Genomic DNA, 23,475 nt, shown 5'->3' with positions numbered 1-23,475 from the left:
GGCTATCCCGGTTAGAACCGGCATTGCCACTCACGACTCCGGTCAGTCCATCGTGAGGACGATCTTGCCGTGGACGTTGCCCGCCTGATGGGTCAGCTCGCCTTGCGCGTAAAGACCGGCGAGCCGGCCGAGGCGGGCCGCCGAGCGGGCGTCCAGCGTGATCCGGATGCCCAGTTCGTCGGCGCGGCCGTGGTCGGCCAGGGTGAGAATCCGGGTGCGGTCCTCGATCAGCTTCAGGGTGTACTCCAGCGCGTCGCCGCCGACCCCGTCGACGGCAGCCGTGACGCCGTGCGGAGCCACCCGCTCGACGAAATCCTCGCTGTAGGCAAGGGGAATCGCCCCCAGCTCCCGCACCTGCTCGTGCCACACGGGACGCGCGACGCCGAGCACCTTCGCGCCGCGCAGCCGCGAAAGCTGCACCGCCATCGCCCCGACCGCACCCGCCGCGCCGTGCACCAGCACGGTGTCCCCCGGGCCGACGCCGATCCGCTCCATCGCGATATCCGCGGTCTGCGCCGCCGCGGTGAACGCACCCGCGACCTCCCACGGCATCTCCGGCGGTTTCCGCACGATCTGGTCCGGACCGGCGACCAGCAGCTCCTGATACCCGCCCAGCCTGCCGAAGCCGAGCACCTCGTCCCCCGCCGCGAATCCTTCGACGCCTTCGCCGATCTCGTCGAGCACCCCGGCGAACTCGTTGCCCGGCACGGTGAACCCGCCCGGCTCCGGCGCCGGGATGATCCCCGCGACCACCGCGATGTCGAACGGCTGCACCCCCGCCGCCTTCACCCGGACCCGGACTTCCCCGGGACCGGCATGCGGTTCCGGCACCTCCTCCAGCCGCAACTGCTCCGGCCCGCCCGGCTCGCGGAACCCCATCGCCCTGCCCATCCGGCCTCCAGCTCTCGTGTCGATCACCCGAGTGTCCGACTTCGAGTCCGGTGGAGGTCAAGGCGCGGGATGACCGGAGCTGCCGGATGGGATAGGTTGGGCGGCGATGTCTACCGGGACGGCCTCGCGCCACACACGGATCGGCGACCCGGTGCTCTCCTGAGCGCCGCGCGGGCACCGCCTCCTTCGTCGGGATCACCACGAACCCTCACGACGACAAGGAGAACTCATGCCCGACAAAACCCTGCGGATCCCCACCCCCGACGGCTTCGCCGACGCGTTCGCCGCCTTCCCCGCCGTCGGCGCGCGTCCGCACCCGGGAGTGCTGATGTACGCCGACGGCTTCGGCATCCGGCCCGTGATCCAGGACCTGGCCCGGGAACTGGCCTCGCACGGCTACTACGTCCTCGTCCCCAACTTCTTCTACCGGCACGGCCCGGCGCCGGTGCTCGAACTCCCCGAATTCATCGGCGAAGCCGAGCGTCCCGGGATCTTCGCCCGCCTGATGCCCATGATCGAAGCGCACACTCCCGAACTGGTGCTGCGGGACGCCGGCGCTTACCTCGACTTCCTCACCGCCCAGCCCGAAGTCAGCGACGGACCGGTCGCGGTGACCGGCTACTGCATCGGCGGTCTCCTCGCCGCCCGCACCGCCGAAGCCCATCCCGGCCAGGTGGCCGCGGTCGCCGGATTCCATGCCCCGGTGGGCGCCGCCAGCTTCTCCCGGATCACCGCCGAGGCGCACTTCGGGCACGCCGCATCCGATCTGACACCGGAAACTCTCGGCGAACTCAACCGGACCTTGGATGCCGCCGGGCTCAGCTACACGTCCGAGATCTACCCCGGCACCATCCACGGGTTCACCATGGCCGACACCGACGCCTTCGACCCCGCCGGCCTGCGACGCCACTGGGAACGGTTGCTGCCGCTGCTCAAGCGCATCGGCTGACCGGGACGGCTACTCGACCCACCACCAGCCATCGCCCAGCCGGACCGTCGGCCGGATAGCGCAGCCCGCACCGTCGAGGGAGCCCGGGGAACCGTCGAAGTGGGCGAAACCCTCAGCGCAGCCAGGAATCCCCGACCGCGCCCGGATGAACCACACCGGTGCGCCCGCGTCGCCGTCGAGGCGCGAAATGCCTCGGGGCGGGCCCTCGCCCGGCGGGAGGTGGTCGACGTAGCGGAGCACCTCGGCGTAGTCCGGCCGGTGCATCGCGTACCAGCTGGTCGCGTAGAAGTGCACCCAGTTCACGCTGGCCATCAGCACCGCCGCCGCGACGGTGACCGCCGCGAACCCGGCGAGTCCCGGCCTGCTCAGCCGCCGCCACGCCAGCCACGCGCTGACCGCGGTGGCCACCGCCGCGGTCAGCCACGCGGCCGTGCGCAGCACACCGACCGGCACCGGGGTCACGAAGCTGACGGACAGGATGAAGTAGTTCAGCGCGGCCGCCAGCAGCCAGCCGAGCACGAACACGACCGCGGCCAGCACCAGGCCCGGCCTCCGGTTTTCCGCAACACTCCCCACGGTCGGTAGACGGGCCACCGGCCGATCGGTTGCGCTATTCCCGGGACGGCGTGTACAGCGCGCCGAGAAACTCCACCAGCAGCCGTTCCCGCAACGGTTCCGGCGCCGCGGCCAGCAGCGCGTTGATCGGGGCCATCCGCTCCGGCAGCCCGTCGCCGCCGGTCAGGCCCGCCGCGGCGAGCAAACCGCCGAACTGCTCGGACGTCAGCGTCGCCGGGTCGAGCGCGGCCACGAAAGCGGCGACGTCCGGATCGACCCGCACCGGGCCTTCCGCGCGCGCCGCCTCGACGGAGGCCGCCAGATCGGCGAGGAATTCCGGTTCGCTGCCGTGGTTGGCGGCGGTGACGGTGAGGTGCAGGTTCAGCGGAGACGTGCCGTGCGCGAACTGCGGCTGGACGTACCAGCCGCGAGCCTTCATCTCGTCGGCAACGGTGAACAGGTCGAAGCCGTCCGAGCCGGTGAACGCGATCAGCGTCGACACCGGATCGCCCAGCACTCGCAGGCCGGGAATTTCCGTTACACCGGCGCGAATCCGGTCCACGGCTTCCCGGGTACGCGAGGCGAGCTTCAGGTAGCCGTCCTCGCCGAGGTGGTGCACGACGGCCCACGCGGCGGCGAGCGGACCGCCGGAGCGAGTGCTCTGCAGGGTCGGGTTGAGCATCGTGTAGCCGGGCCAGGCCGCGCTCGCGAAGAAATGCGGCCGCCGGAGGTCCGCGGACGCGTGCAGCAGCACCGAGACGCCCTTGGCGCAGTAGGCGTATTTGTGCAGGTCCACCGAAATGCTGGTGACGCCGGGAACGCGGAAGTCGAACGGCGGCAGGTCCGCGCCGAGCTTCGCGAAGTACGGCAGCACCCAGCCGCCGATGCACGCGTCAACATGCATCCGCACTCCGCGGGCCGAAGCCGCGGCAGCGATCTCCTCGATCGGGTCGACCACGCCGTGTGCGTACGAAGGCGCGCTCGCCACGACCAGCACGGTGGAGTCGTCGATCGCCGCTGTCATCGCGGCCGGGTCCGCGCGGAAGGTCTCCGGATCGACCGGCACCACGACCTTCCGCACGCCGAACAGGTGCGCGGCCTTGTGGAACGCGGCATGCGCGGTTTCCGGCAGCACGATCGACGGCTGCGCGATCTCCGGCCGGGAGTCGCGCGCGGCGAGGACCGCCAGCAGGCACGATTCGGTGCCGCCGGAGGTCACCGTGCCGACCGTGTCCGGCGTGCCGCCGAGCAGCGCGGCCGCGCGGGCGACCAGGTCGTTTTCCATCCGCAGCAGGCTGGGGAACGCCGTCGGGTCGAGTCCGTTCGCCGAACTCGCCAGCGCGTGCGCGGCGGCGGCGATCTCGTCCACTTCGGACAGTCCGCTGTCGTACACGTACGCCAGCGTGCGGCCGCCGTGCGTCGGCAGGTCGCCGGAGCGGAGTTCGCGCAGCCGCGCCAGGACGTCGGTCACGGCTGCTTCTCCAGTACCGAGCGGCGCAGCAGCGGGATGCCGAGCGCGATGAGCACCGCGGGCAGCACCGACGTGCCGATCACGATCGCGGTGATCGCCGAAGGCGGCTGCGGCGCCGAGCCGGTCCCGGTGCTCGACACGTAGCTCCCGGCCTGCAGCACGAGCCCGAACAGGCCGGGCCCGAGCGCGAGCCCGAGCGTCTCGGACGCGGTCCAGACGCCGGCCGTGATGCCCGCCCTGGTCTCGCCGGTCCGCTCTTCCTCGGCGCTGATCAGGTCGGGCAGGATCGCCAGCGGGAACACCGAAATGCCCGCGTAGCCGACGCCGGCCAGCGCGACGAACACCAGCGTCGCGGCGAACGGCAGCTGATCGGCGAAGTACATCGCGACCAGGCCGACGAAGAACGACGTGGTGGCGACCCGGAAGCCGGCGAGCTTGCCCCAGCGCGCGCCCAGCCGCGGCCAGACCGGCATGGTGACCAGCGCGGGCCCGACGAACCCCACGAACAGGTAGGTGCGGTAGCTCGGGTCGCCCAGCACGTGCTGCGCGAAGTACGGGATCGAGGCCAGCACCGTGCCGATGCCGAGCGCCTGGATGAAGTAGACGCCCAGCAGCCACCGGAACGAACGCCACCGCGCGATGGTGCGCGCCAATTCCTTGAGCCGCACCGTGTTCGGCCGCAGCGAGCCGACCGGCGCGCCCTTCAGGCCGAAGTAGACGCCGAGCGTCGCGGCCAGGATGATCACCGCCATCACCAGGCCCATCACCCGGTAGCCCGCCACGCCGGGCAGCAGGTCGGTGATCGCCGGGGCGCCGCCGCCGGACACCAGCACCGCCACCGCGAGCACGCCGATCCGGACGCTGGTCAGCTTCGTGCGTTCCTCGGCGGAATCGGTCAGCTCGGCCGGAAGCGCGTTGAACGGCACCTGGAAGAACGCGTACGCGGTGGCGCACAGGAAGAACATCACCACGACGTACGTCGCGTCCCACAGCGGCGTGCCGAAGCCGGGATGCGCGAACAGCGCGAAGAACAGGACCGCGACGCCGATGCCGCCGCGCAGCAGGAAGCGCCGCCTGCTGCCGGTGCGCGCGAGGTCGGCGTCCGACAGCCGTCCGGCGACCGGGTTGAAGAGCACGTCCCACGCCTTGGGCACGAACACGATGATCCCGGCCGCCGCGGCGGGCACGGCCATCGTGTCGGTGAGGTACGGGAGCAGGAGCAGCCCCGGCACGGTGCCGAACCCGCCGGTGACGAAGGAGCCGAGCGAGTAGCGGAATCTCGTGCGGCGGGACAGCGACGCCAAAGGTCCTCCTCGAAGGCGGAACGACGAACGCATGCCTAGTGGATCTTCGCCGGTCCCCGGTAGTGGTCGGGAGGAATCGTGCCACCGTCGTGATGCACCGGCCGTACCGGGCCGATTACGGACTCGTGAGTGCCTATCGCGGTTAGAACCGGGATAGGCACTCACGACTCCACCTCAGGACAGTGCTTTCGCCGCCTTCGCCAGCGACCCCGCGTCCCCGCGCAGCAGCAGCGTCGTCACCACGGTGTCTTCCCACGCCGACAGTTCCTCGCGGATCTTCTCCGCCGGGCCGATCAGCGAGGTGTCCTCGACCAGCGACGTCGGAATCGCCTTGACCGCTTCTTCCTTGCGTCCGGCCAGGTACAGCTCCTGCACCTGGTCCGCGACGTCCGCGTACCCGAGCCGTGCGAACACGTCGTGGTGGAAGTTCACGCTCTTCGCGCCCATGCCGCCGATGTACAACGCCAGCGCCGGCTTGATGAAGCTCGCCGCCTCCTCGACGTCGTCGTGCACGATCACCGGCACCGACGCGGCGACCTCGAAGCCGTCCAGGCTGCTCCGCCGCGCGCCCGGGCGGGCGAAACCCTCCTCCAGCGCGGCCCGGTAGAAGGCGTCGGACTTGGGCGAGAAGAACAGCGGCAGCCAGCCGTCGCAGATCTCCGCGGCCAGCGCGACGTTCTTCGGGCCCTCGGCGGCGAGGTAGATCGGCAGGTCGGCGCGCAGCGGGTGGACGGTCGGCTTGAGCGGTTTGCCGAGTCCAGTCCCGCCCTGCAGCGGCAGCTGGAAGAACTGCCCGTCGATGGTCACCGGCTCCTCGCGGGCCAGCACCTTGCGCACGATCTCGACGTACTCGCGCGTGCGTGCCAGCGGCTTCGGATACGGCTGGCCGTACCAGCCCTCCACCACCTGCGGGCCGGACGCGCCGAGCCCGAGCACGAACCGGCCGCCGGAGAGGTGGTCCATGGTCAGCGCGCTCATCGCGGTCGCGGTCGGGGTGCGCGCGGACATCTGCACGATGTTGGTGCCGAGCTTGATCCGGCTGGTCGCCGCGCCGACCCAGGCCAGCGGCGTGAACGCGTCCGACCCGTACGCCTCGGCCGACCACACCGAGTCGAACCCGAGCCGTTCGGCTTCGAGCACGCTCTCCCGCGCGCCGGGGATCGGCCCGCTCCCCCAGTACCCGAGGTGAAAGCCCAGCTTCATCCAGCCCTCCTGATCTCGAAAGTCCGTGAGGGGAACCCTGAGGGACTCTGATTCCCTCAGGGTTCCCTTCACGGCACGTCCGGCGAGTAGTGCTCCGGTTTCCCGCGCTCGGCGAGCGGCGGAAGATTGCGGCGCGGGGTTTCGACCGGCGGCGTCCCCGCGGCCAGTTCGCCGCGGGCGCGCCGCCAGCCCGCCCGTGCCCGCGGATGGTAGCGGCGATCGTGCGGAAGCAGCGTGAACGCCGCGTTGATCAGCTTCCCGACGCGCCGGTGCCGCCGGGCGTCCCGCGCGCGCCAGCGGTAGCCGAGCAGGTCGCGCACCTCCGGGTCGTACATGCCGACGGTCAGCCACACGAACTGTTTCGCGATGATCTTCGCGACCGGTGTCCACAGTGGATCCGGCAGCCACGGCAGGAACGGCGGTTTCGCGATGCCGCGGAGGTCGAGCACGTCGCGGGTGGCCTTGTTGTCCTCCAGCACCTCGGCGCACATGTGCTTCCAGTACCGCTGGAAGTCCTCCCACGACTCCGGCACCGGCCGCATCGTCATGTCGTACATCCGCCACCAGCGCACGTGCTCGTCGAACAGCGTGCGCTTTTCCTCTTCGCCGATGCCGCCCATGAAATTGTCGGCGATCAGGATGGTGCTGACGAAGAACGTCGAATGCGCCCAGTAATAGGTGTCCGGGTCGAGCGCGTGGTAGCGGCGGCCTTTCGCGTCCACGCCCTTGATCCGGTCGTGGTAGCCGCGGACTTCCAGCGCCGTGCGGTGCGCGCGCGGGCCGTCGTAGACCACGCCGCCGATCGGGTACAGCGAACGGAACAGCCGCTGCCAGCGTTCCTCGAAAAACCGCGAATGCTCCTCGACGCCCGCGCCGAGGCCAGGGTGCATGTTCTGCATCGACCCGGCCCACAGCGCGATCAGCAGCCCGCGCCAGTCGCCGAAGTACTTCCACGTCAGCGAGTCCGGTCCCAGCGGTTCGGGTGCTTCGCGGGCGTCCCTGCTCATCGCGGCTCCTCGGCGGGTCGGCGAAGTGACTACAGCTGTTGTCAGGTTAGGATGTGACAACATCTGTGGTCAACTCGGGACGGGAGCGGGTATGCCGGGCCGCACGTGGGCGGGCACGACGCTGGACGACCGCAAGGCCCAGCGCCGCGCGCAGCTGCTGGCCGCCGGGCTCGACCTGCTCGGCGCGCGGGGCAGCGCGGCGGTGAGCGTCCGCGCGGTGTGCCGGTCCGCGAAGCTCACCGAGCGGTACTTCTACGAAAGCTTCGCCGACCGGGAAAGCCTGGTCGCCGCGGTCTACGAGGACGTCGGGGACCAGGCGCGGCGGGCGCTGGCCGACGCGGTGTCCGACGAGTCCGATCCGGGCCGCCGCGCCGAACGCGCCGTGACCGCCTTCGTGGAGCTGATGCTGGACGATCCGCGCAAGGGCCGGGTGCTGCTGCTCGCGCCGCTGACCGATCCGGCGCTGACCAGCCGCGGCCTGCACCTCCTCCCGGTGTTCACCGGCCTCGTCGGGGAACAGCTGTCGCGCGGCGACGAGACCGGCCGCCAGCTCGTGGCGATCGGTCTCGTCGGCGCGCTCAGCAACGTGTTCATCGCGTACCTCGACGGCACGCTGAAGGTGAGCCGCGAGCGTCTCGTCGAGCACTGCGTGAAGCTCGTGCTCGGCGCGGACGCTTTCGACCCGGGGGCTCACTGAGCGGCTGCCCGCTCGTCGCGCAGCCGCAGCGCGATGTCGATGATCATGTCCTCCTGGCCGCCGACGTAGCGTTCTTCGCCGACCTTGTACAGGATTTCGTGCGCCGGGACGCCGTAGCGCTCGGCCGCGCGTTCGGCGTGCAGCAGGAAGCTGGAGTACACGCCGGCGTAGCCCTGGATGATCGACGACCGGTCCATCACCGGCAGCCGGGTCAGGTACTTCTTCACCACGTTCTCCGCGGCTTCCATCAGAACGTCTTTGTCCACCCCGGTTTTGATGCCGAGCCGTTCGAAGGTGGCCGCGAGGACCTCGGTCGGCGAGTTGCCCGCGCCGGCGCCGAGCGCGGCGAGCGAACCGTCGATCTGCCGGGCCCCGGCGCGGTACGCGAGCACCGAGTTGGCGACGCCGAAGCTCAGGTTCTGGTGCCCGTGGTAGCCGACCTGGGCGTCGTCGCCGAGTTCCGCGACGAGCGCGGCGACCCGTTCCGTCGCGTCGTCGAGGATCAGCGCGCCCGCGGAGTCCACGACGTACACGCACTGGCAGCCCGCGTCGACCATGATCCGGGCCTGCTTCGCCAGGTCCTCCGGCGACGACATGTGCGCCAGCATCAGGAATCCGACGGTTTCGAGGCCGAGGTCGCGAGCCGCGCCGAAGTGCTGGATGGACACGTCGGCCTCGGTGCAGTGCGTCGCGATCCGCACCGCGCCCGCGCCGAGATCGGCCGCCGCGCGCAGGTCGGTGACCGTGCCGAGGCCGGGCAGCAGGAGCACGGCGATCTTCGCCTGCTTCGCCTCGTCGACCGCGGCGGCGATGAGCTTTCGCTCGTCCACCAAGGAAAAGCCGTAGTTGAAGGTCGAGCCGCCGAGGCCGTCGCCGTGGGTCACCTCGATCAGCGAGATGCCCGCGTCGTCGAGCGCGCGGACGGTGTCGCGCACCTGCTTCTCGGTGAACTGGTGCGCCATCGCGTGGCTGCCGTCGCGCAGAGTGGTGTCGACGAGCCGGACGTCGGTGTTGTTCACGCGGCCACCTCCTGAGCGGCGAAGAGATCGCCGACCCGCGCGGCGGCGGCGGTCATGATGTCGAGGTTGCCCGCGTACTTGGGCAGGTAGTCGCCGTTGCCGGCCACCTCGAGGAACACGCCCACGCGGGCCTTGCCGCTCCAGTCCGGCCGCGGCGGGTCGAACTGCGGGTCGGCCTTGAGGGTGTAGCCGGGGACGTACTGCTGGACGTCTTTCACCATGCGGTGCACGGATTCGCTGATCGCGTCGAAGTCGGCGTCCGGGTCGACCGCGCAGAACACCGTGTCGCGCATGATCATCGGCGGGTCCATCGGGTTGATGATGATGATCGCGCGGCCCTTGTCCGCCCCGCCGACCTGCTCGATCGCGTGCGCGGTGGTCTCGGTGAACTCGTCGATGTTCGCCCGCGTGCCGGGTCCGGCCGAGCGCGACGACACCGACGCGACGATCTCCGCGTACGACACCGGCGTCACCCGCGAAACCGCGTGCACGATCGGGATGGTCGCCTGGCCGCCGCAGGTGATCATGTTGACGTTGCGGTCGGTCAGCTGGCCGGGCGGGTTCACCGCCGGGCAGGTCAGCGGGCCCACCGCGGCGGGCGTCAGGTCGATCGCGCGGATCCCCGCTTCGGCGTAGCGCGGCGCGTTGGCCTTGTGCGCCTTCGCCGAGGTCGACTCGAACACCAACTGCGGCAGTTCCGCGCGCGACAGCAGCCAGTCCACGCCCTCGGCCGACGTTTCGAGCCCGAGCTTCGCGGCACGGGCGAGCCCGTCCGAAGCGGGGTCGACGCCCACCATGTAGCGCACTTCCACGTGCTCGCTGCGCTGGAGTTTTGCCAGCAAGTCCGTACCGATGTTGCCCGGGCCGACGATCGCGGCCGTCACCTTGCGTTCCGCCATGCCTGCACGGTGCTCGCCGGGATGGGGCACACTCAACCCATGCGTACCACTGGACGGAACGGCGACGGGCTCGTGACGGCTCGCGTGGCCGCCGTGCTGGAAGCCTTCCGCCCCGGCGACGACGCGCTGGGCGTGTCCGAACTGGCGCGGCGGACCGGCCTGGCGAAGACGACCGTGCACCGGCTGGCCGGGCACCTGGCCGAAACCGGCCTGCTGGAACGCGAGGGCACGTCGGTCCGGCTCGGGCTGCGGCTGTTCGAGATCGGCCAGCTGGCGCTGCGCCGCCGCGGCCTGGTCGAAGCCGCGCGGCCGTACCTGGCGGATCTGCGCGAGGCCACCCGGAACACGGTGCATCTCGCGGTGCTGGAGGGCACCGAGGTGGTGTACCTGGACGTGCTGCGCGGACCGGACGCGCCGGATCTCCCCTCGCGCACCGGCGGCCGGTTCCCCGCGCACGCGACCGGGGTCGGCAAGGCGATCCTGTCCCGCTCCCCCGACGACGTGGTGGCGCGGGTGATCGACGCCGGACTGCCCCGGGTCAGCCCGCGGACGATCACCGCGCCCGGGTTGCTGCGCCGTCAGCTGGCGCGGATCCGCGAGGACGGGATCGCGTTCGAGCGCGAGGAATCCGGGGTCGGCGTGGTGTGCGCGGCGAGCCCGCTCGTCGACGCGAACGGGCTCGCGGTGGCGGCGGTGTCGATCTCCGGCTGGGCGACCCGGATGCGGACCGAACGCGTCGCGCCCGCGGTCCGCACGGTGGCATTGGCGTTGTCCCGCACGGTTTCCGAGACCTGACCGCTCCGCCGCCTACCGTTGCCCGGCGGGTCGGTCCGTGAGGACTCCTTGAGGGAATCTGGGTCCAATGCCGGGGACTTACGGCAGCGTTATGGGTGCAGCTGAGGCGTGTCCGCCCAGGCCGAAGCGGCTCGCGGACCGAACTGGCTCGCGTCGGGGCCATCGCGGGCGGCGGGAACTGGGCGTGTCGTCCGTGAGGGGAACCCTGAGGGAATCAGATTCCCCCAGGGTTCCCCTCACGGACTTGAAGAAACGGGCATACCGGCGTTAATCGGGCATTTCGCTGAAGCGGGTGTCCTTTATGGATGGTCAGCAGGCTGAAACCACTCGGCTTAAGTCCCTGGCATGGGAATCCAAGTCCGTGAAGGGGGCCCTTCACGGACCGGCCTTGCACATCCGCAGGATCAACGCGACCGCGTCCTCCGACGGGACGGCTTGAGTCAGCACTTCCTGCAACAACAGCCCGCGGATCGCGGCGACGGCGACGGTCGCCATCGTCCGCGCCTCCTTCGCGTCGCGGCCTTCGCGTTCCGCGAGCGAGGCCAGCATTTCGGTCAGGTCGTCCAGCGACTCGACCAGCTCGCGAAAGTCCTCCGGCCGATACGCCGCCAGTCCTGCGACGTGGAAGAACCCGCGGACCCGCGACAGCTGCGCCGGACTGGTGTAGGTCCGCCAGATCGCCACCACGAACTCGTCGAATGTGCTGTGCCGGGCGGTCTTGAAAAGCACCTCGTTGTCCCGGGTCCGCTGCGCCTTGAGCATCGCCGCCAGAACGCCGGGCAGCGACCCGAAGTGGTAGCGCAGCAGGGCATGGCTGGTCTCGGCCCGCGCGGCGATCTCGCGCAGCGACACCTCCGGCTCGGGAAGGTCCCCGCCGAAGGCGTCGACCAGCCGGGCCAGCAGCCGTTCGCGGGCGTCCGTGCTTGACAAGGTCACCCACACAGTTTATCCATTGGAAAAGAACGGTGCAACGGCGGAGGGACGGCTCGTGGGAGGTCTTCAGATAGTCGGCGCGACGGTGGTCGACGGGTCGGGGCGCGATCCCGCCAAAACCACGGTCACCGTCGAAGACGGGCTGATCACCGAGAACGGCACGTCCGGCGAGCGCCTCGACGCGGACGGGCTCACCATGACGCCCGGGCTGATCGACGCACACGTTCACCTCGGCTTGTCGAGCCCGATCCAGCCGCAGTTCTCGTTTCAGCTCAGTGCCGCCGAGATCGCGGCGGACATCTTCGCCACCGCGAGCGCGACCCTCGACGCCGGCTTCACGACCGTCCGGGACACCGGCGGGATCGACGGCGGCGTCGTCACCGCGATCGCCAAGGGCAAGGTCCGGGGACCGCGCGTCCTGTCGTGCGGCCCGGTGCAGTGCCAGATCGGCGGGCACGGCTACTACGGGGCCGAATGGGAGCCCACCGAGCTGTGGAGCAGCCATCACATCCCAGGCCTGTGCGCGCTGTCGATGATGTCCGGCAACGCGACCGAGCTGCGCAGCAACGTGCGCGAAGCCTTCCGTCGCGGTGCCTCTTTCCTGAAGCTCTGCGTCACCGGCGGAGTGGTCGGCGCGCACGACCAGCTGTCCGACACGCAGTTCACCATCGAAGAGATCGCCGTCGCGGTGCAGGAAGCCGCCTCGCGAGGCACCTACGTGACGGTGCACGCGCACAACAGCGAAGGCATCCGCAACGCGATCGAGGCCGGCGTGCGCTGCGTCGAGCACGGCACCGACCTCGACGAACCGACAGCCGCCCTGATGGCCGCGCGCGGAGTCGCCTTGGTGCCGACGTTCGCTGTCGTGGAGCAACTGCTGCACGACACCGCCGGAGCGGGACTCGGCGAGTCGACCCGCGACCGCGTGCTGGGCGTTCGCGAGCGGATGGCCGAGGCGCTCGCGGTCGCCGAGGCGGCCGGGGTGCGGATCGGGCTGGGGTCTGATCTCATTGGCCCGGCCCAGAACCGCCGCGGAGAGGAACTCCGGTTGCGCGCAGTGCTGCAGACCCCGATGGAAGCTCTCGTGGCGGCCACGAAGACCAACGCCGAAATCCTCGGCCTGGCGGACCAGGTGGGCGTGCTCGCTCCCGGCCGGCAGGCGGATCTCGTGCTCTGGAACGGCAATCCGCTCGAAAATCCGAAGATATTCGCCGACCCGGCCAACGCGATCGTCGTCGTCAAGGCCGGGCGTATCGTGAAGGACCTCCGATGAGCACCATGTGGCAAGGCTGCCTCGCCGACACCGACTACTTCGAAATGCTTTCCCGCGGCGGAAACGACTACGGCGTCTGGGTCACCCGGCCGCCGGGCTACGACCCCGCCACCACGAAAGCGCCGGTCGTGTACGTGCTCGACGGCAACTGGGCGGTGGGCCAGACCGCTCCGCTCATCGTCACCCAAGCGGACCCCATGCAGCCGATCCAGCCCTATGTCCAGGTCAGCGTCGGCTACGCGGGCGAGGAAGCGGAACACTGGGCACGGCTGCGCAACCGGGACCTCGTGCCGCCGGGCGAGCCCGTCGCCCAGGAGTTCGTCGACGCCGTGGAAATGGGAATCCAAACCGGACGGATGACCCGCGAGCAGGCCGACGCCTATCTCGCCGAATTGCGCGACACCCGCGCCGATGCGTTCTTGAGCTTCCTCACCGAGGAATTGCACCCGCGGATCGAACGCGCCTACGGCACCGCCTCCAGCGGGCACGGCCTTTTCGGCTATTCCTACGGCGGGCTTTTCAGCCTCTACGCCTGGCTCAGCGGCAACCCGCTCTTCGAGAGCATCGGAGCGGGCAGCCCCGGCGTTGTCGGGGAAGAGAGCAAGATTTTCGCGCAGCTCCAAGAACTCGGCGACAGCCTGCCTGCCGCCAAGCTGCATGTCACGGTCAACGAACAAGAGCTTCTTGGGGAACTGGCCGTGTACCAAAGCCTCGCGCAGAACACGACCGCTCTCCTGCACCGTCTCAGCTCCCGCGACGCCGCCGTCACCAGCGCGGTCCTGCGCGAGACGCACGTGACCGGCCTGCAGTCCTCTTTCCTCAGCTACCTCAGGACTTGCCGCGCCTCGGAGACGTGAACCGCGGGCCGCCGGTCCGCCCACGGCATGGCCTCCTCCAGGTAGGCGGCGACGCGCAGCAACAGCGACTCCGAGCACACCGGACCGCCCAACTGGACGCCGATCGGCAGGCCCTGCGACGACTGGCCGAGCGGAAGGCTGATCGCCGGCGCACCGGTCTGGTTGAACAGCGGCGTGAACGAGCAGGCGTCGAAGAGGTGCCTGGTCCAGTCGGCCGCGGCGAGGTCGGCGTTCGCGTCGAGGCGGCCCAGCGGCAGGGCCGGGGTGTTCATCGTCGGGGTGAGCAGCAGGTCGTATTCGGTGAAGAACCGGCCTGCTTCCCGGGAGACGACGTTGACCGCGCCCAGCGCCGCGGTCAGGTCCATCGCGCTGATCGAGCGGCCGTACTCGACGCACGCCCACGAGGTGCGTTCGAGGTTCTCCGGGCTCGCGGCCACTCCGGTCATCTCTTCGATGCCCGCGACGGCACCGGCCAGGAATCCGCACCACAGCACGTGATTCGCGTGGAGAAACGACTCCCATTCGAACACCGGCGTCGCGCGTTCGACGTGGTGGCCCGCCGCTTCGAGCACCTGCGCGACCGCCTCGACCGCGCGTGCCACCTCCGGGTCGACGTAGCTGCCGGACCAGGCTTCGGTGTGCACGGCGATGCGCAACCGGCCCGGGTCGGCACCGACTTCGTCCAGCCACGGGCGCGCGGGCGGCGCGAGGACGTACGGGTCGCCCGGGTAGCTCACCGCGACCTCGTCCAGTAGCGCCGCGGTGTCCCGGACGGTCCGCGATACCGCGAGTTCGACGCCCATTCCGTACAGCGGGTCGGCGAAGTCCGGACCGGCGGGCACCCGGCCGCGGGTCGGCTTCAGGCCGACCAGGCCGTTGCAGGCCGCCGGTACGCGGATCGAGCCGCCGCCGTCGTTGGCGTGCGCGATCGGGAGCGCGCCGGCCGCGACGAGGGCCGCCGAACCGCCGCTGGACCCTCCGGCGCTGTGTGCGGTGTTCCACGGATTGCGGGTCGAGCCGTACGCCAGCGCTTCGGAGTTGCCGTTGAACCCCAGCTCTGGGGTGGTCGTGACGGCCAGCGTCGCCAGGCCCGCCGCGCGGAACCGCTCCATCAGGTGGGTGTCCGCCGGCGGCACGACGCCCTTGCCGAGCAGCCGCGTGCCCATCCGGGTCGGCACTCCGGCGGCGTGCAGGACGAGGTCCTTGATCGCGAACGGGACCCCGGCGAACCGGCCGTCGCGCGAGTAGCCGAGCGGGCGCTCGAACGGACCGTCCGCGACCGCGTTCAGCTCCTGGTCCGCCTTGCCGATGGCCTCGATCGCGACCTCGGCCACCTCGTCGGCGGTCACCTCGCCGGAGGCGATGACCGCGGCCAGGGCGGTCGCGTCAAGGGAGGCGTATTCGTCGATGTTCATCCGATCTCCTTTGCGCCGGGGATCCAGAACGCTAGGAGCGGGCGGGGGCGGCCGCATCGGCCTAAAAGCCGTTCCGCCGCCGCCGCGGATGTGTGTCCCCGTTGACATTCCGGACAGCGGGCGTTCATGCTCGCCTCCGGCAGCGGAGGTTCGAAGATGACCGCGGATGTGCAGTGGTGGGCCCAGTTCGCCCGGGAAGTGCGTGCGGCCGGCCGCGGCGAACTGCCTGTCGAAACGCCGCTGCGTGCGGTGCGGGACAAGCTCGATTTCGAGTGCGCCGCGCTGGTGAGCGGCAGCAAACAGCGCACCGCGACGGTCAACCTCGGCTACCCGGCGGCCGCGCTCGGCTACATCACGACGACCTACCGGTGGAAATGCCCGATCCACCAGCGCGCGGTCCGGATGGGCCTGCCGCTGCGCTTCGTCGACATCCCGGAGGTCCGCGAGACCAGGACGTACCGGGAAGGCATTCAACCGTACGGTTTCCGCGAAGGGATCACGCTGCCGCTCGCGCCGGGTGCCGGGCAGCCCTTCGTGGCCTTGAGTTCGACGCACGACCGGCCGCTGGACGACGGCTCCGTCCTCGCGCTCACGATGCTGTCGCATGACCTCGGCGCGTTGACCGACCCCGGTGTCGAACCCGGCGACGCCGCGGCCGACGTCGTCCTGTTCGTTTCGCGGACGCAGATCGAGGTGCGCTCCGCGGTCGCGCAGATTCCGCTGAACGAGCGGGAAATCCGGCTCGCCGCGGACTGCGCCCTTGGCGGTGCCGTCCGGTTCCGGCACCGGGACGCGGGCGGCGAGTGGTGGCGGGTGCGGGCACGGGTACGTCGTCCGGACGGGGTGCTGCTGCGGCTCTCCCGCGTTCCCGAGCTGTTGACCGTGCGTGAGCTGGACGTGGTCGGGCTGGTGGCGCGCGGGTGGTCGAACGAGCGGATCGCGGCGGCGCTGGGGATCGCGGTCCGGACGGTGCGCAGCCACGTCGAGTCGGCACTGGTGAAGCTCGGCTGCCCGAATCGGACCGCGCTGGCCCGGCACGCGCTCGAACACGACCTCGACACCCTCGGTGCCCTGCGGGCGGCCTGCGGCTGATTCCTGCCGCCGAGATTGTGTCACAATCCTTGCGATCATGGCCCGGCCGTGCTTGACTCCTCCTGCCCATAAGTTCTGAAACTCCCGTACCGCCCCGGCTTTACGGGGCACACATTGTGTACGGATCTCGCCGGGTTTCCCGGTGATCAGGAGGCAGCGGATGACCACGTTCGAACCCGAGCACCTGCCCCGGCGGGCGATCAAGCGGCGGCTGCCCCGGCCGTCCGAGATCCGGCCGCTGCTCAAGTTCCGGCAGCCGAGGTTCGACGTCCGCGAGCACCGCCTCGCCACCGCGCACACTATCGACGACCTGCGCACCATCGCCCGCCGCCGCACGCCGCGGCCGGTGTTCGACTACGTGGACGGCGCGGCGGAGCAGGAGATCAGCATCGGCCGGGCGCGGCGGGCGTTCGAGAACGTCGAGTTGCATCCGCGCGTGCTGCAGGACGTCACGGAGGTGGACCCGGCGACGACTGTCCTCGGTGGACAGTCCGCCCTGCCGCTGGTGCTCGCGCCCACTGGTTTCACGCGCATGATGCACCACGAGGGCGAGATCGCCGTCGCCCGCGCGGCCGCCCGCGCCGGAATCCCTTACGTGCTCTCGACGATGGGCACCACTGACCTCGAAGACGTCCGGGACTGCGCACCGAGCGCGCGGCAGTGGTTCCAGCTCTATCTGTGGAAGGACCGCGCCGCGAGCGAAGCCCTGGTCGAACGCGCGGCGCAAGCCGGGTACGAGGCGCTCGTGCTGACCGTCGACACCCCCATCGGCGGGGCCCGGATGCGCGACGTCCGCAATGGACTGACGATCCCGCCGACGCTGACCGTCCGCACGCTCGCCGGGATCGCGGTCCGGCCGTCCTGGTGGCTGAACCTGCTGACCACCGAACCGCTGCAGTTCGCCGCGCTGAACAACTTCGACGGCACGGTCGAAGAGCTGATCGGCACGATGTTCGACCCCTCCCTGACCGTCGCCGACCTCCGGTGGCTGCGCGGGCTGTGGCCGGGAAAGCTGATCGTCAAAGGGATCCAGAGCGTCGCGGACGCCAAGGAGATGGCCGCCTCCGGCGTCGACGCACTGGTGCTCTCGAACCACGGCGGCCGGCAACTAGACCGCGCACCCACCCCGCTCGAACTGCTGCCGCGCGTCGTCGACGCCGTCGGAGACGACTGCGAGGTCATCCTCGACACCGGCGTCCGCACCGGTGCCGACCTGGTCGCCGCGCGGGCACTCGGAGCGTCGGCCGCGATGGTCGGGCGGGCCTATCTGTACGGCCTGATGGCGGCGGGCGAGCAAGGCGTCGACCGCGCGATCGAGATCCTGAGCGCGGAATACACGCGGACGCTCCGGCTTCTCGGCGTCAAGCGCACCGACGAGATCAACGCGGACCACGCGTCGCTGCGCGGCCTCGGTTAAGATCGGCGGTGGCGGTGGGACGTTCTGCTGAAACGAGTGGCGAAGTGCGCGATCAGGCGGGCAGCACGCCGAGCGGCATCGCGCAGGCCCTCCGCGACGATCTCCTCGACGGCGTCCTCGAACCCGGAACCCGGCTCACCGAAGAATCACTGAGCGCCCGTTTCGGCGCCGGCCGCCATTCGGTCCGGTCCGGACTGCAGACGCTGGTGTCCGAGGGGCTGCTCGAACACCAGCGCAACAAGGGAATCGTCGTGCCCGCGGTGACCGCCGAACGCATCGACGCGATGTGCTCGTACCGGTCCATCCTGGAACTGGGCGCACTCCGGCTGGCCCTGCTGCGGAACGCGGATTTCGTCGCCGTCGACGAGGCCGTGCAGCGCCTCGAAGCGATGACCGCCGCGACGCCGTGGCGGCAGGTGATCGAGGCACACAGCGCGGTGCACGCGGAAATCGTCGCCGCCAGCGGGAACCCTCGGGTGCTGGCGGCGCACCGGGCCTGCGAGAACGAACTCAACTGCATGCTCGCGACCATCCGGGCGGAATACTCCACCTCGCAAATGGCGGCCATGCACCGGCACCTGGTCGGCCAGCTCCGCGCCGGCGGGGAGACCGCGCTGAAGGCCCTGGAAGACGACCTGGAACTCGGCGGCCGGGCGGCGATGCACCTGGCTTTGCGCCGACGGAGCGGGGCACCGCATCTTCTGCCGGGCGACCTCGGCGCTGGGGCGTCGTGAGCGGCAATCCCGGTTCTAACCGGGATAAACACTCACGACCCCCAGACTGGCCGCCCAGCACCACATCACCGACGCCGCCCGCGCAGGCCTGAGCGCACGGAGGCCTCGTGCGCGGCGCAGCCGGTGCTAACCGGCATCGCCACTCACGAGGCCCCACGCGACCGCCTGGCACCCACACCGCCGACGCACCGCTCAGCGCCGGGGACGTCGTGAGCGGCAATCCCGGTTCTAACCGGCATCGCCACTCACGAGGCCCTACTGCGCCGCCACCGCCCTCTCCCCCGGCACCGCCCACGGCACCGGCACCTCGGCGAGCAACCCGCGCCGCGCCAACTCCGGCCGGACGCCCTCCCCGAACCAGTACGCCTCCTCCAGATGCGGATACCCGGACAACACGAACTCCGACACCCCAGCCGCGTGATACTCCTCGATCAGATCCGCGATCTCCGCGTGACTGCCCACCAGCGCAGTCCCGGCCCCACCGCGCACCAGCCCGATCCCCGCCCACAGATGCGGGTGGATCTCCAGGTCCCGCGCGGAACTCCCGGCCTTGCCGCCGTGAAGGGCGACCATCCGCTGCTGCCCCACCGACCCGCTCGCCGCCAACTGAGCCTGTGCCTTCGCGATCTGCTCCGGGTTCAACGCGTCGAGCAGCTTCTGCGCCTCCGCCCAAGCCTCCGCCGACGTGTCGCGCGCGATCGTGTGCAGCCGGACGCCGAACCGCACCGTGCGGCCGGCCGCCTCCGCCAGCTCCCGCACCTTGCCGATCTTCTCCGCCACCTGCGCGGGCGGCTCGCCCCACGTCAGGTAGACGTCCGCGTGCCGGGCGGCGACCGGGAGCGCCGCCGCCGAAGAACCGCCGAAGTACAGCGGTGGCACCGGATCCGGTGCGGCGAGCGTCGTGGCTCCTTCTACGCGCAGATGGTCGCCAGCGAAGTCGAACGGCTTGCCCGACCACACGCCGCGCACGATCGACAGGAACTCGTCGGTCCGGGCGTAGCGGGCGTCGTGGTCGTGCCAGTCGCCGAAGCGGCGTTGTTCGATCTCGTCGCCGCCGGTCACGATGTTCAGCAGGACCCGCCCGCCGGACAGCCGCTGGAACGTGCCCGCCATCTGCGCGGCGAGCGTCGGCGAGATGACGCCCGGCCGGAACGCGACCAGGAACTTCAGCCGGCTCGTCTCGCGGATCAGCGCGGCGGTGGTCAGCCAAGCGTCCTCGCACCAGGTCCCGGTCGGCGTCAGCACGCCCTCGAAGCCGAGCCGCTCCGCCGCGCGCGCGACCTGCCCGAGATACTCCAGGTCCGCCGGGCGTTGCGCGCTCGGGCCCTGGGATTTGTTGGCGTGGAAGCGTTCCACGATCGTCCGGCCGTCCCCGCTGGTCGGCAGGAACCAGTGCAGTTTCACGCTCATCCGTTCCTCCTCGCGGCCTCGATGTCGGGCCCGTAACGGCGGTCGACGAACGCCGCGAAGTCGACCTTCCCGGGCAGCGTGCCCTCGCTCGTGAACGCGTCGGAAAGCTGCTGTTCGGAAGCGACGACGGAATCGTCCAGCGGGATCGGCCGGTCGCGCCCGGCGGAGACGGCCTTCTTCGCCACCTCGGGCTTCAACCCGGTCTCCGCCGCCCACGCCCGCGCCCATTCGTCCGGGTGCGAATTGGACCACAGCTGGGCTTTCACGACGCGCTGCACGAAGTCCTTGATCGCCGAGTTCTTGCCCGGATCGGCGAGCGCGGTGGTGCTGGCGGTCTCGAAGGCGAGCCCGTTCGAAGCGCCGCGGCCGTCGGCGAGCACCCGGGCGTGCGCGTCGATCTGGGCCTGTGCGGTGTACGGATCCCAGATCGCCCACGCGTCGATCTGGTGCTGGGTGAACGCGGCGAAGGCTTCGGACGGCTGCAGGAACGAGAGCTTGATGTCCTTTGTGGACAGACCGGCCTTCTTCAGCGTGTTGAGCAGCTGGCCGTGCGCCGAACTCCCCTTCGCCACGCCGACGGTCTTGCCTCGCAGCGACGCGACGTCGTGCAGCGGCGAATCCGGCGGCACCAGGATAGTTTCCCGCTCCACGTTGCTCTTCGCGACGCTCACGACGGAGATCTTCGCCTTCGAAGCGGCCGCGAAAATCGGCGGCGTGTTGCCCACCCGGCCGATGTCGATCGCGCCCGCCGACGCCGCCTCCAGCAACGGAGGCCCGGACGTGAAGGTGGACCACTCGATCCGATACGGCGTCCCGCTCAGCTGATTCGCCGCCGTGAGCAGGGATTTCACCCCGCCCTTCTGATCGCCGACGCGCAGCGTCACCTTCTTCAGTTCAGCGGGCGACACCGCAGCCGGCACCGGCGCACGACCGTCCGAAGTGGACGAAGAGCAGGCGGCCAGCCCGGTCAGCAAAAGCGCGGCGGCCAGGACGTTACGCAGGTGCACCTTCGGTCACTCCCAGATCGGCCAGGACGCGGCTGCGCACCTCGGCGTGGTCGGCGGCCTTCCGCGGACGCGGCTGGCCGAGGACGTGTTCGGCGACGATGTGGCCCTCGCCGAGGACGAGGATCCGGTCCGCGAGCACGAGCGCCTCGTCGACGTCGTGGGTCACCAGCAGCACGGCGGGCTGGTGGGTGCGCCACAGATCCTCGACGAGCCGGTGCATCGCCAGCCGGGTCAACGCGTCGAGCGCGCCGAAGGGTTCGTCCAGCAACAGCAGATCCGGCTCGCGGACCAGCGCCCGGGCGAGCGAAACCCGTTGCGCCTCACCGCCGGACAGCGTGAGCGGCCACTTGTCGGCGTGCTCCGACAGCCGTACCTCCGCCAGCGCTTTCTCCGCCACCGCACGGTCGTTGTCCTGATGCAGGCCGAGCACGATGTTCCGCCAGACCTTGCGCCACGGCAGCAGCCGCGGCTGCTGGAACGCCACCGAAACCGTGCCGCCGACGCTGGCCGTGCCCTCGACTTCCTGGTCCAGACCGGCCAGAACCTTCAGCAGCGTCGACTTCCCGGACCCGCTCCGCCCGAGCAGCGCGACGAACTCGCCGCGCCCGATGTCCAGGTTGAGTCTATTGAGGACAGTTCGATCGCCGAATTTCTTGACGAGGTCACGCACTTCGACTACCGGGCTCGCCATCGCAAGGCCCTCCTTTCGAGCAGCCGGACGAGCGCGTCGGTGACGAGGCCCAGCACGGCGTAGACCACGAGCCCGACCACCACGACGTCGGTGCGCAGGAACTCGCGGGCGTTGTTGATGAGGTAGCCGATGCCGGCGTCCGCGTTCACCGTCTCGCCGACGATCAGCGCGAGCCAAGCGACGCCGAGCGACTGCCGCAGCCCGACCAGCGCCTGCGGCAGCGCACCCGGCAGCACGACGTGCCACAGCCGTTCGCTCCGGGTGAAACCCAGCGCCCGCGCGGCCTCCACCAGCTGCGGATCGGCGGTGCGGATTCCCGAGTGGACATTCAGGTACAGCGGAAACGCGACGCCGAGGGCGACCAGGAAGATCTTGGTCTCCTCGCCGATCCCGAACCACAGGATGAACAACGGGATCAATCCGAGGAACGGCAGGGTGCGCAGCATCTGCACCGGCGGGTCGACCAGCGCCTCGCCCCAGCGGGACAGCCCGGCGATCGTCCCGAGCAGCAGCCCGGCGAGCGCCCCGAGCGCGAACCCCGCGCCGACGCGGCCCAGCGAAACGACGAACGCGCTGCCGAGTTCGCCGCTGCGGGCGACGTCGACGCCGGCCTGCAGGACGGTCCAGGGCGAGCTGAGCTTGTCGGGCGGCAGCGCGCCGGTCGAGCTGGCGATCTGCCACGCGAGCACCAGCGCGACCGGGCTGATCCAGCGGCGCAGCGACGGCAGCCGCCGCGGCGCGCGCTTCGGCCCGGCCGTTTCGGCGCGCGGCAGCACGCCCGTGGTGGAAATCGACACGGATTTCTCCCGGGTGGGGGTTTTCGGTTCAGGGAAAGGGATTCAGCGGCGGGACAGACAGACCGCGCTCGCCTGCTGCCGGAGGTCGACGTGCAGGCGGCACACGAGGAGGACGCCGCGCTTCATGCCCCCGAGCTTCGATCCCCGGACGGGTGAAGTCAATGTCGCGCCGGAGCGCTCTCACGCACTGGAACCGGTGCGGCGGTGTACGGGTTTTGTTCACCGGGCGGGGCCGCGGATGCCCGGGATGCGGGACGGGTTTCCCGCCCCGTCGCCGAACACCGGGCACCGCGCGGCGGGCGAACGCCGGGAGGGCTTCGCCGGACGGAAACGGCGATCAGCCGCCGAACATCAGCCGCCATTCCTCCAGCGACCGCGGCCGGAACACGAAATTCGTGCCCTTCACCCGCGAAAGCGCCGCCGACGATTCCGGCGAGTACTGGTGCCCCGGATACACCACCGGGTCGCCCGGCAGCGTCGCCAGCCATTGCAGGCTGCGGAAAATCGCGTCCGCGTCGCCGCCCGGGAAGTCGGTCCGGCCGCAGCCTTCCAGGAACAGCGTGTCCCCCGACACCAGCCGGTCGCCGACCAGGAAGCACTGGCTGCCCGGGGTGTGCCCCGGCGTGTGGAGCAGCCGGATGTCGATCGAGCCGACGGTCACCACGTCGTCGTGGTCGTGCGCGCGCAGGTCGGTGTCGGACACCCCGGTCACCCGGCGGACCCACTCGGTTTCCTGCGCGTTGACGTGGATCGGGACTGGCCGCAGCGCGAGCAGTTCCGCGATGCCCGGCAGCGAGAAGCCCATCATGTCGCCGCCGACGTGGTCGGGGTGATGGTGCGTCGCGAGCACGCCGGTGAGCCGCATCCCGTCGGCTTCGAGCGTCTCGACCAGGTCGCCGACCGCGTACGCCGGGTCGACCAGCACCGCCTCGCCCGATTCGCGGTCCCCGATCAGGTAAGCGAAATTCACCATCTGGGTCGCGACGGGGTCCCCGACGGCGAAGTCGCGGCCGGCGAGCAACTGGCGGAAGTAGAGCTGGTCTGCCATGCCCGCAGCGT

The 23,475-nt window shown here is 70.5% G+C and carries 23 protein-coding genes; 8 read left to right on the top strand and 15 right to left on the bottom strand.

Annotated elements, in window-relative coordinates; genetic code table 11:
• Nucleotides 1–42: 42 nt before the first annotated feature.
• Nucleotides 43–891, bottom strand: a complete 849-nt coding sequence (locus tag ACFSVL_RS25130) for an NADP-dependent oxidoreductase (protein ID WP_378308002.1) — start codon at nt 889–891, stop codon at nt 43–45.
• 229 nt (nt 892–1,120) lie between these two features.
• On the opposite strand from ACFSVL_RS25130, the gene ACFSVL_RS25125 reads away from it, so the two are divergent.
• Nucleotides 1,121–1,840, top strand: a complete 720-nt coding sequence (locus ACFSVL_RS25125) for a dienelactone hydrolase family protein (protein WP_378308001.1) — start codon at nt 1,121–1,123, stop codon at nt 1,838–1,840.
• A gap of 9 nt (nt 1,841–1,849) precedes the next feature.
• Here the strand turns inward: ACFSVL_RS25125 and ACFSVL_RS25120 are convergent, their stop codons facing one another.
• From ACFSVL_RS25120 to ACFSVL_RS25100, 5 genes are all read right to left on the bottom strand, one after another.
• Nucleotides 1,850–2,434 (bottom strand): hypothetical protein, encoded by a 585-nt coding sequence (locus ACFSVL_RS25120; protein WP_378308000.1) that lies wholly within the window; start codon nt 2,432–2,434, stop codon nt 1,850–1,852.
• Between the two features lie 16 nt (nt 2,435–2,450).
• On the bottom strand, nt 2,451–3,866 hold the full coding sequence (locus tag ACFSVL_RS25115; RefSeq protein WP_378307999.1) for a pyridoxal phosphate-dependent decarboxylase family protein: 1,416 nt from the start codon (nt 3,864–3,866) through the stop codon (nt 2,451–2,453).
• Nucleotides 3,863–5,170 carry an MFS transporter gene (locus ACFSVL_RS25110; protein ID WP_378307998.1) on the bottom strand — a complete coding sequence of 436 codons (1,308 nt, stop codon included), beginning with the start codon at nt 5,168–5,170 and terminating at the stop codon, nt 3,863–3,865. The genes ACFSVL_RS25115 and ACFSVL_RS25110 overlap by 4 nt, the downstream gene beginning before the upstream one ends.
• Before the next feature lie 174 nt (nt 5,171–5,344).
• A complete protein-coding gene (locus ACFSVL_RS25105; RefSeq protein WP_378307997.1) occupies nt 5,345–6,373 on the bottom strand; it encodes an LLM class F420-dependent oxidoreductase in 1,029 nt (342 codons plus the stop codon).
• 68 nt (nt 6,374–6,441) lie between these two features.
• On the bottom strand, nt 6,442–7,380 hold the full coding sequence (locus tag ACFSVL_RS25100) for an oxygenase MpaB family protein (RefSeq protein WP_378307996.1): 939 nt from the start codon (nt 7,378–7,380) through the stop codon (nt 6,442–6,444).
• A gap of 91 nt (nt 7,381–7,471) precedes the next feature.
• Here ACFSVL_RS25100 and ACFSVL_RS25095 point away from each other — a divergent pair, with 91 nt between their 5' ends.
• Nucleotides 7,472–8,077 (top strand): TetR/AcrR family transcriptional regulator, encoded by a 606-nt coding sequence (locus ACFSVL_RS25095; protein ID WP_378307995.1) that lies wholly within the window; start codon nt 7,472–7,474, stop codon nt 8,075–8,077.
• Here the strand turns inward: ACFSVL_RS25095 and dmpG are convergent.
• Together dmpG and ACFSVL_RS25085 are read right to left on the bottom strand one after the other, a co-directional pair.
• The gene (dmpG, locus tag ACFSVL_RS25090; RefSeq protein ID WP_378307994.1) at nt 8,071–9,096 is read right to left on the bottom strand and encodes a 4-hydroxy-2-oxovalerate aldolase; all 1,026 of its coding nucleotides are present in this window, start codon (nt 9,094–9,096) and stop codon (nt 8,071–8,073) included. The genes ACFSVL_RS25095 and dmpG overlap by 7 nt on opposite strands.
• Entirely contained in the window at nt 9,093–9,995 is a 903-nt protein-coding gene (locus tag ACFSVL_RS25085; protein WP_378307993.1) for an acetaldehyde dehydrogenase (acetylating), read from the bottom strand. The genes dmpG and ACFSVL_RS25085 overlap by 4 nt, the downstream gene beginning before the upstream one ends.
• Before the next feature lie 39 nt (nt 9,996–10,034).
• Here ACFSVL_RS25085 and ACFSVL_RS25080 point away from each other — a divergent pair, with 39 nt between their 5' ends.
• On the top strand, nt 10,035–10,790 hold the full coding sequence (locus tag ACFSVL_RS25080; RefSeq protein ID WP_378307992.1) for an IclR family transcriptional regulator: 756 nt from the start codon (nt 10,035–10,037) through the stop codon (nt 10,788–10,790).
• A gap of 375 nt (nt 10,791–11,165) precedes the next feature.
• Here ACFSVL_RS25080 and ACFSVL_RS25075 read toward each other — a convergent pair whose 3' ends face one another.
• On the bottom strand, nt 11,166–11,726 hold the full coding sequence (locus tag ACFSVL_RS25075) for a TetR/AcrR family transcriptional regulator (RefSeq protein WP_378307991.1): 561 nt from the start codon (nt 11,724–11,726) through the stop codon (nt 11,166–11,168).
• A gap of 52 nt (nt 11,727–11,778) precedes the next feature.
• Here ACFSVL_RS25075 and ACFSVL_RS25070 point away from each other — a divergent pair, with 52 nt between their 5' ends.
• Both ACFSVL_RS25070 and ACFSVL_RS25065 read left to right on the top strand, forming a co-directional pair.
• On the top strand, nt 11,779–12,996 hold the full coding sequence (locus tag ACFSVL_RS25070; RefSeq protein WP_378307990.1) for a metal-dependent hydrolase family protein: 1,218 nt from the start codon (nt 11,779–11,781) through the stop codon (nt 12,994–12,996).
• Nucleotides 12,993–13,853 carry an alpha/beta hydrolase gene (locus ACFSVL_RS25065; protein ID WP_378307989.1) on the top strand — a complete coding sequence of 287 codons (861 nt, stop codon included), beginning with the start codon at nt 12,993–12,995 and terminating at the stop codon, nt 13,851–13,853. Before ACFSVL_RS25070 ends, ACFSVL_RS25065 begins: the two co-directional genes overlap by 4 nt.
• On the opposite strand, the gene ACFSVL_RS25060 is transcribed toward ACFSVL_RS25065, so the two are convergent.
• Nucleotides 13,820–15,268, bottom strand: coding sequence for an amidase (locus tag ACFSVL_RS25060; protein WP_378307988.1), 1,449 nt, complete (start codon nt 15,266–15,268; stop codon nt 13,820–13,822). The genes ACFSVL_RS25065 and ACFSVL_RS25060 overlap by 34 nt on opposite strands.
• A 156-nt stretch (nt 15,269–15,424) precedes the next feature.
• Between ACFSVL_RS25060 and ACFSVL_RS25055 the strand changes: the two genes are divergently transcribed.
• The 3 genes from ACFSVL_RS25055 (at nt 15,425) to ACFSVL_RS25045 (ending at nt 18,511) form a co-directional block, all read left to right on the top strand.
• Nucleotides 15,425–16,360, top strand: coding sequence for a response regulator transcription factor (locus tag ACFSVL_RS25055; RefSeq protein WP_378307987.1), 936 nt, complete (start codon nt 15,425–15,427; stop codon nt 16,358–16,360).
• 160 nt (nt 16,361–16,520) lie between these two features.
• Complete coding sequence (locus ACFSVL_RS25050; RefSeq protein ID WP_378307986.1) at nt 16,521–17,777, top strand: alpha-hydroxy acid oxidase; 1,257 nt, start codon at nt 16,521–16,523, stop codon at nt 17,775–17,777.
• Nucleotides 17,778–17,821: 44 nt separating this feature from the next.
• Complete coding sequence (locus tag ACFSVL_RS25045; protein ID WP_378307985.1) at nt 17,822–18,511, top strand: GntR family transcriptional regulator; 690 nt, start codon at nt 17,822–17,824, stop codon at nt 18,509–18,511.
• Between the two features lie 255 nt (nt 18,512–18,766).
• Here ACFSVL_RS25045 and ACFSVL_RS25040 read toward each other — a convergent pair whose 3' ends face one another.
• The 5 genes from ACFSVL_RS25040 to ACFSVL_RS25020 all read right to left on the bottom strand — a co-directional run bounded on the left by ACFSVL_RS25040 (nt 18,767) and on the right by ACFSVL_RS25020 (nt 23,464).
• Nucleotides 18,767–19,921: an LLM class flavin-dependent oxidoreductase gene (locus ACFSVL_RS25040; protein WP_378307984.1), complete on the bottom strand. Its 1,155-nt coding sequence runs from the start codon at nt 19,919–19,921 to the stop codon at nt 18,767–18,769.
• Nucleotides 19,918–20,928 (bottom strand): ABC transporter substrate-binding protein, encoded by a 1,011-nt coding sequence (locus tag ACFSVL_RS25035; RefSeq protein ID WP_378307983.1) that lies wholly within the window; start codon nt 20,926–20,928, stop codon nt 19,918–19,920. Before ACFSVL_RS25035 ends, ACFSVL_RS25040 begins: the two co-directional genes overlap by 4 nt.
• Complete coding sequence (locus ACFSVL_RS25030; protein WP_378307982.1) at nt 20,915–21,619, bottom strand: ABC transporter ATP-binding protein; 705 nt, start codon at nt 21,617–21,619, stop codon at nt 20,915–20,917. The genes ACFSVL_RS25035 and ACFSVL_RS25030 overlap by 14 nt, the downstream gene beginning before the upstream one ends.
• Nucleotides 21,604–22,416, bottom strand: coding sequence for an ABC transporter permease (locus tag ACFSVL_RS25025; protein ID WP_378307981.1), 813 nt, complete (start codon nt 22,414–22,416; stop codon nt 21,604–21,606). The genes ACFSVL_RS25030 and ACFSVL_RS25025 overlap by 16 nt, the downstream gene beginning before the upstream one ends.
• 337 nt (nt 22,417–22,753) lie before the next feature.
• Nucleotides 22,754–23,464, bottom strand: coding sequence for an MBL fold metallo-hydrolase (locus tag ACFSVL_RS25020; RefSeq protein ID WP_378307980.1), 711 nt, complete (start codon nt 23,462–23,464; stop codon nt 22,754–22,756).
• Nucleotides 23,465–23,475 lie beyond the last annotated feature (11 nt).

The sequence above is a fragment of the Amycolatopsis silviterrae genome (assembly GCF_042684085.1).
In the GTDB taxonomy this organism is placed as follows: Bacteria; Actinomycetota; Actinomycetes; order Mycobacteriales; family Pseudonocardiaceae; genus Amycolatopsis; species Amycolatopsis silviterrae.
Note: the sequence above shows the minus strand (reverse complement) of the source record. Positions and strands in the feature narration are given on the sequence as shown.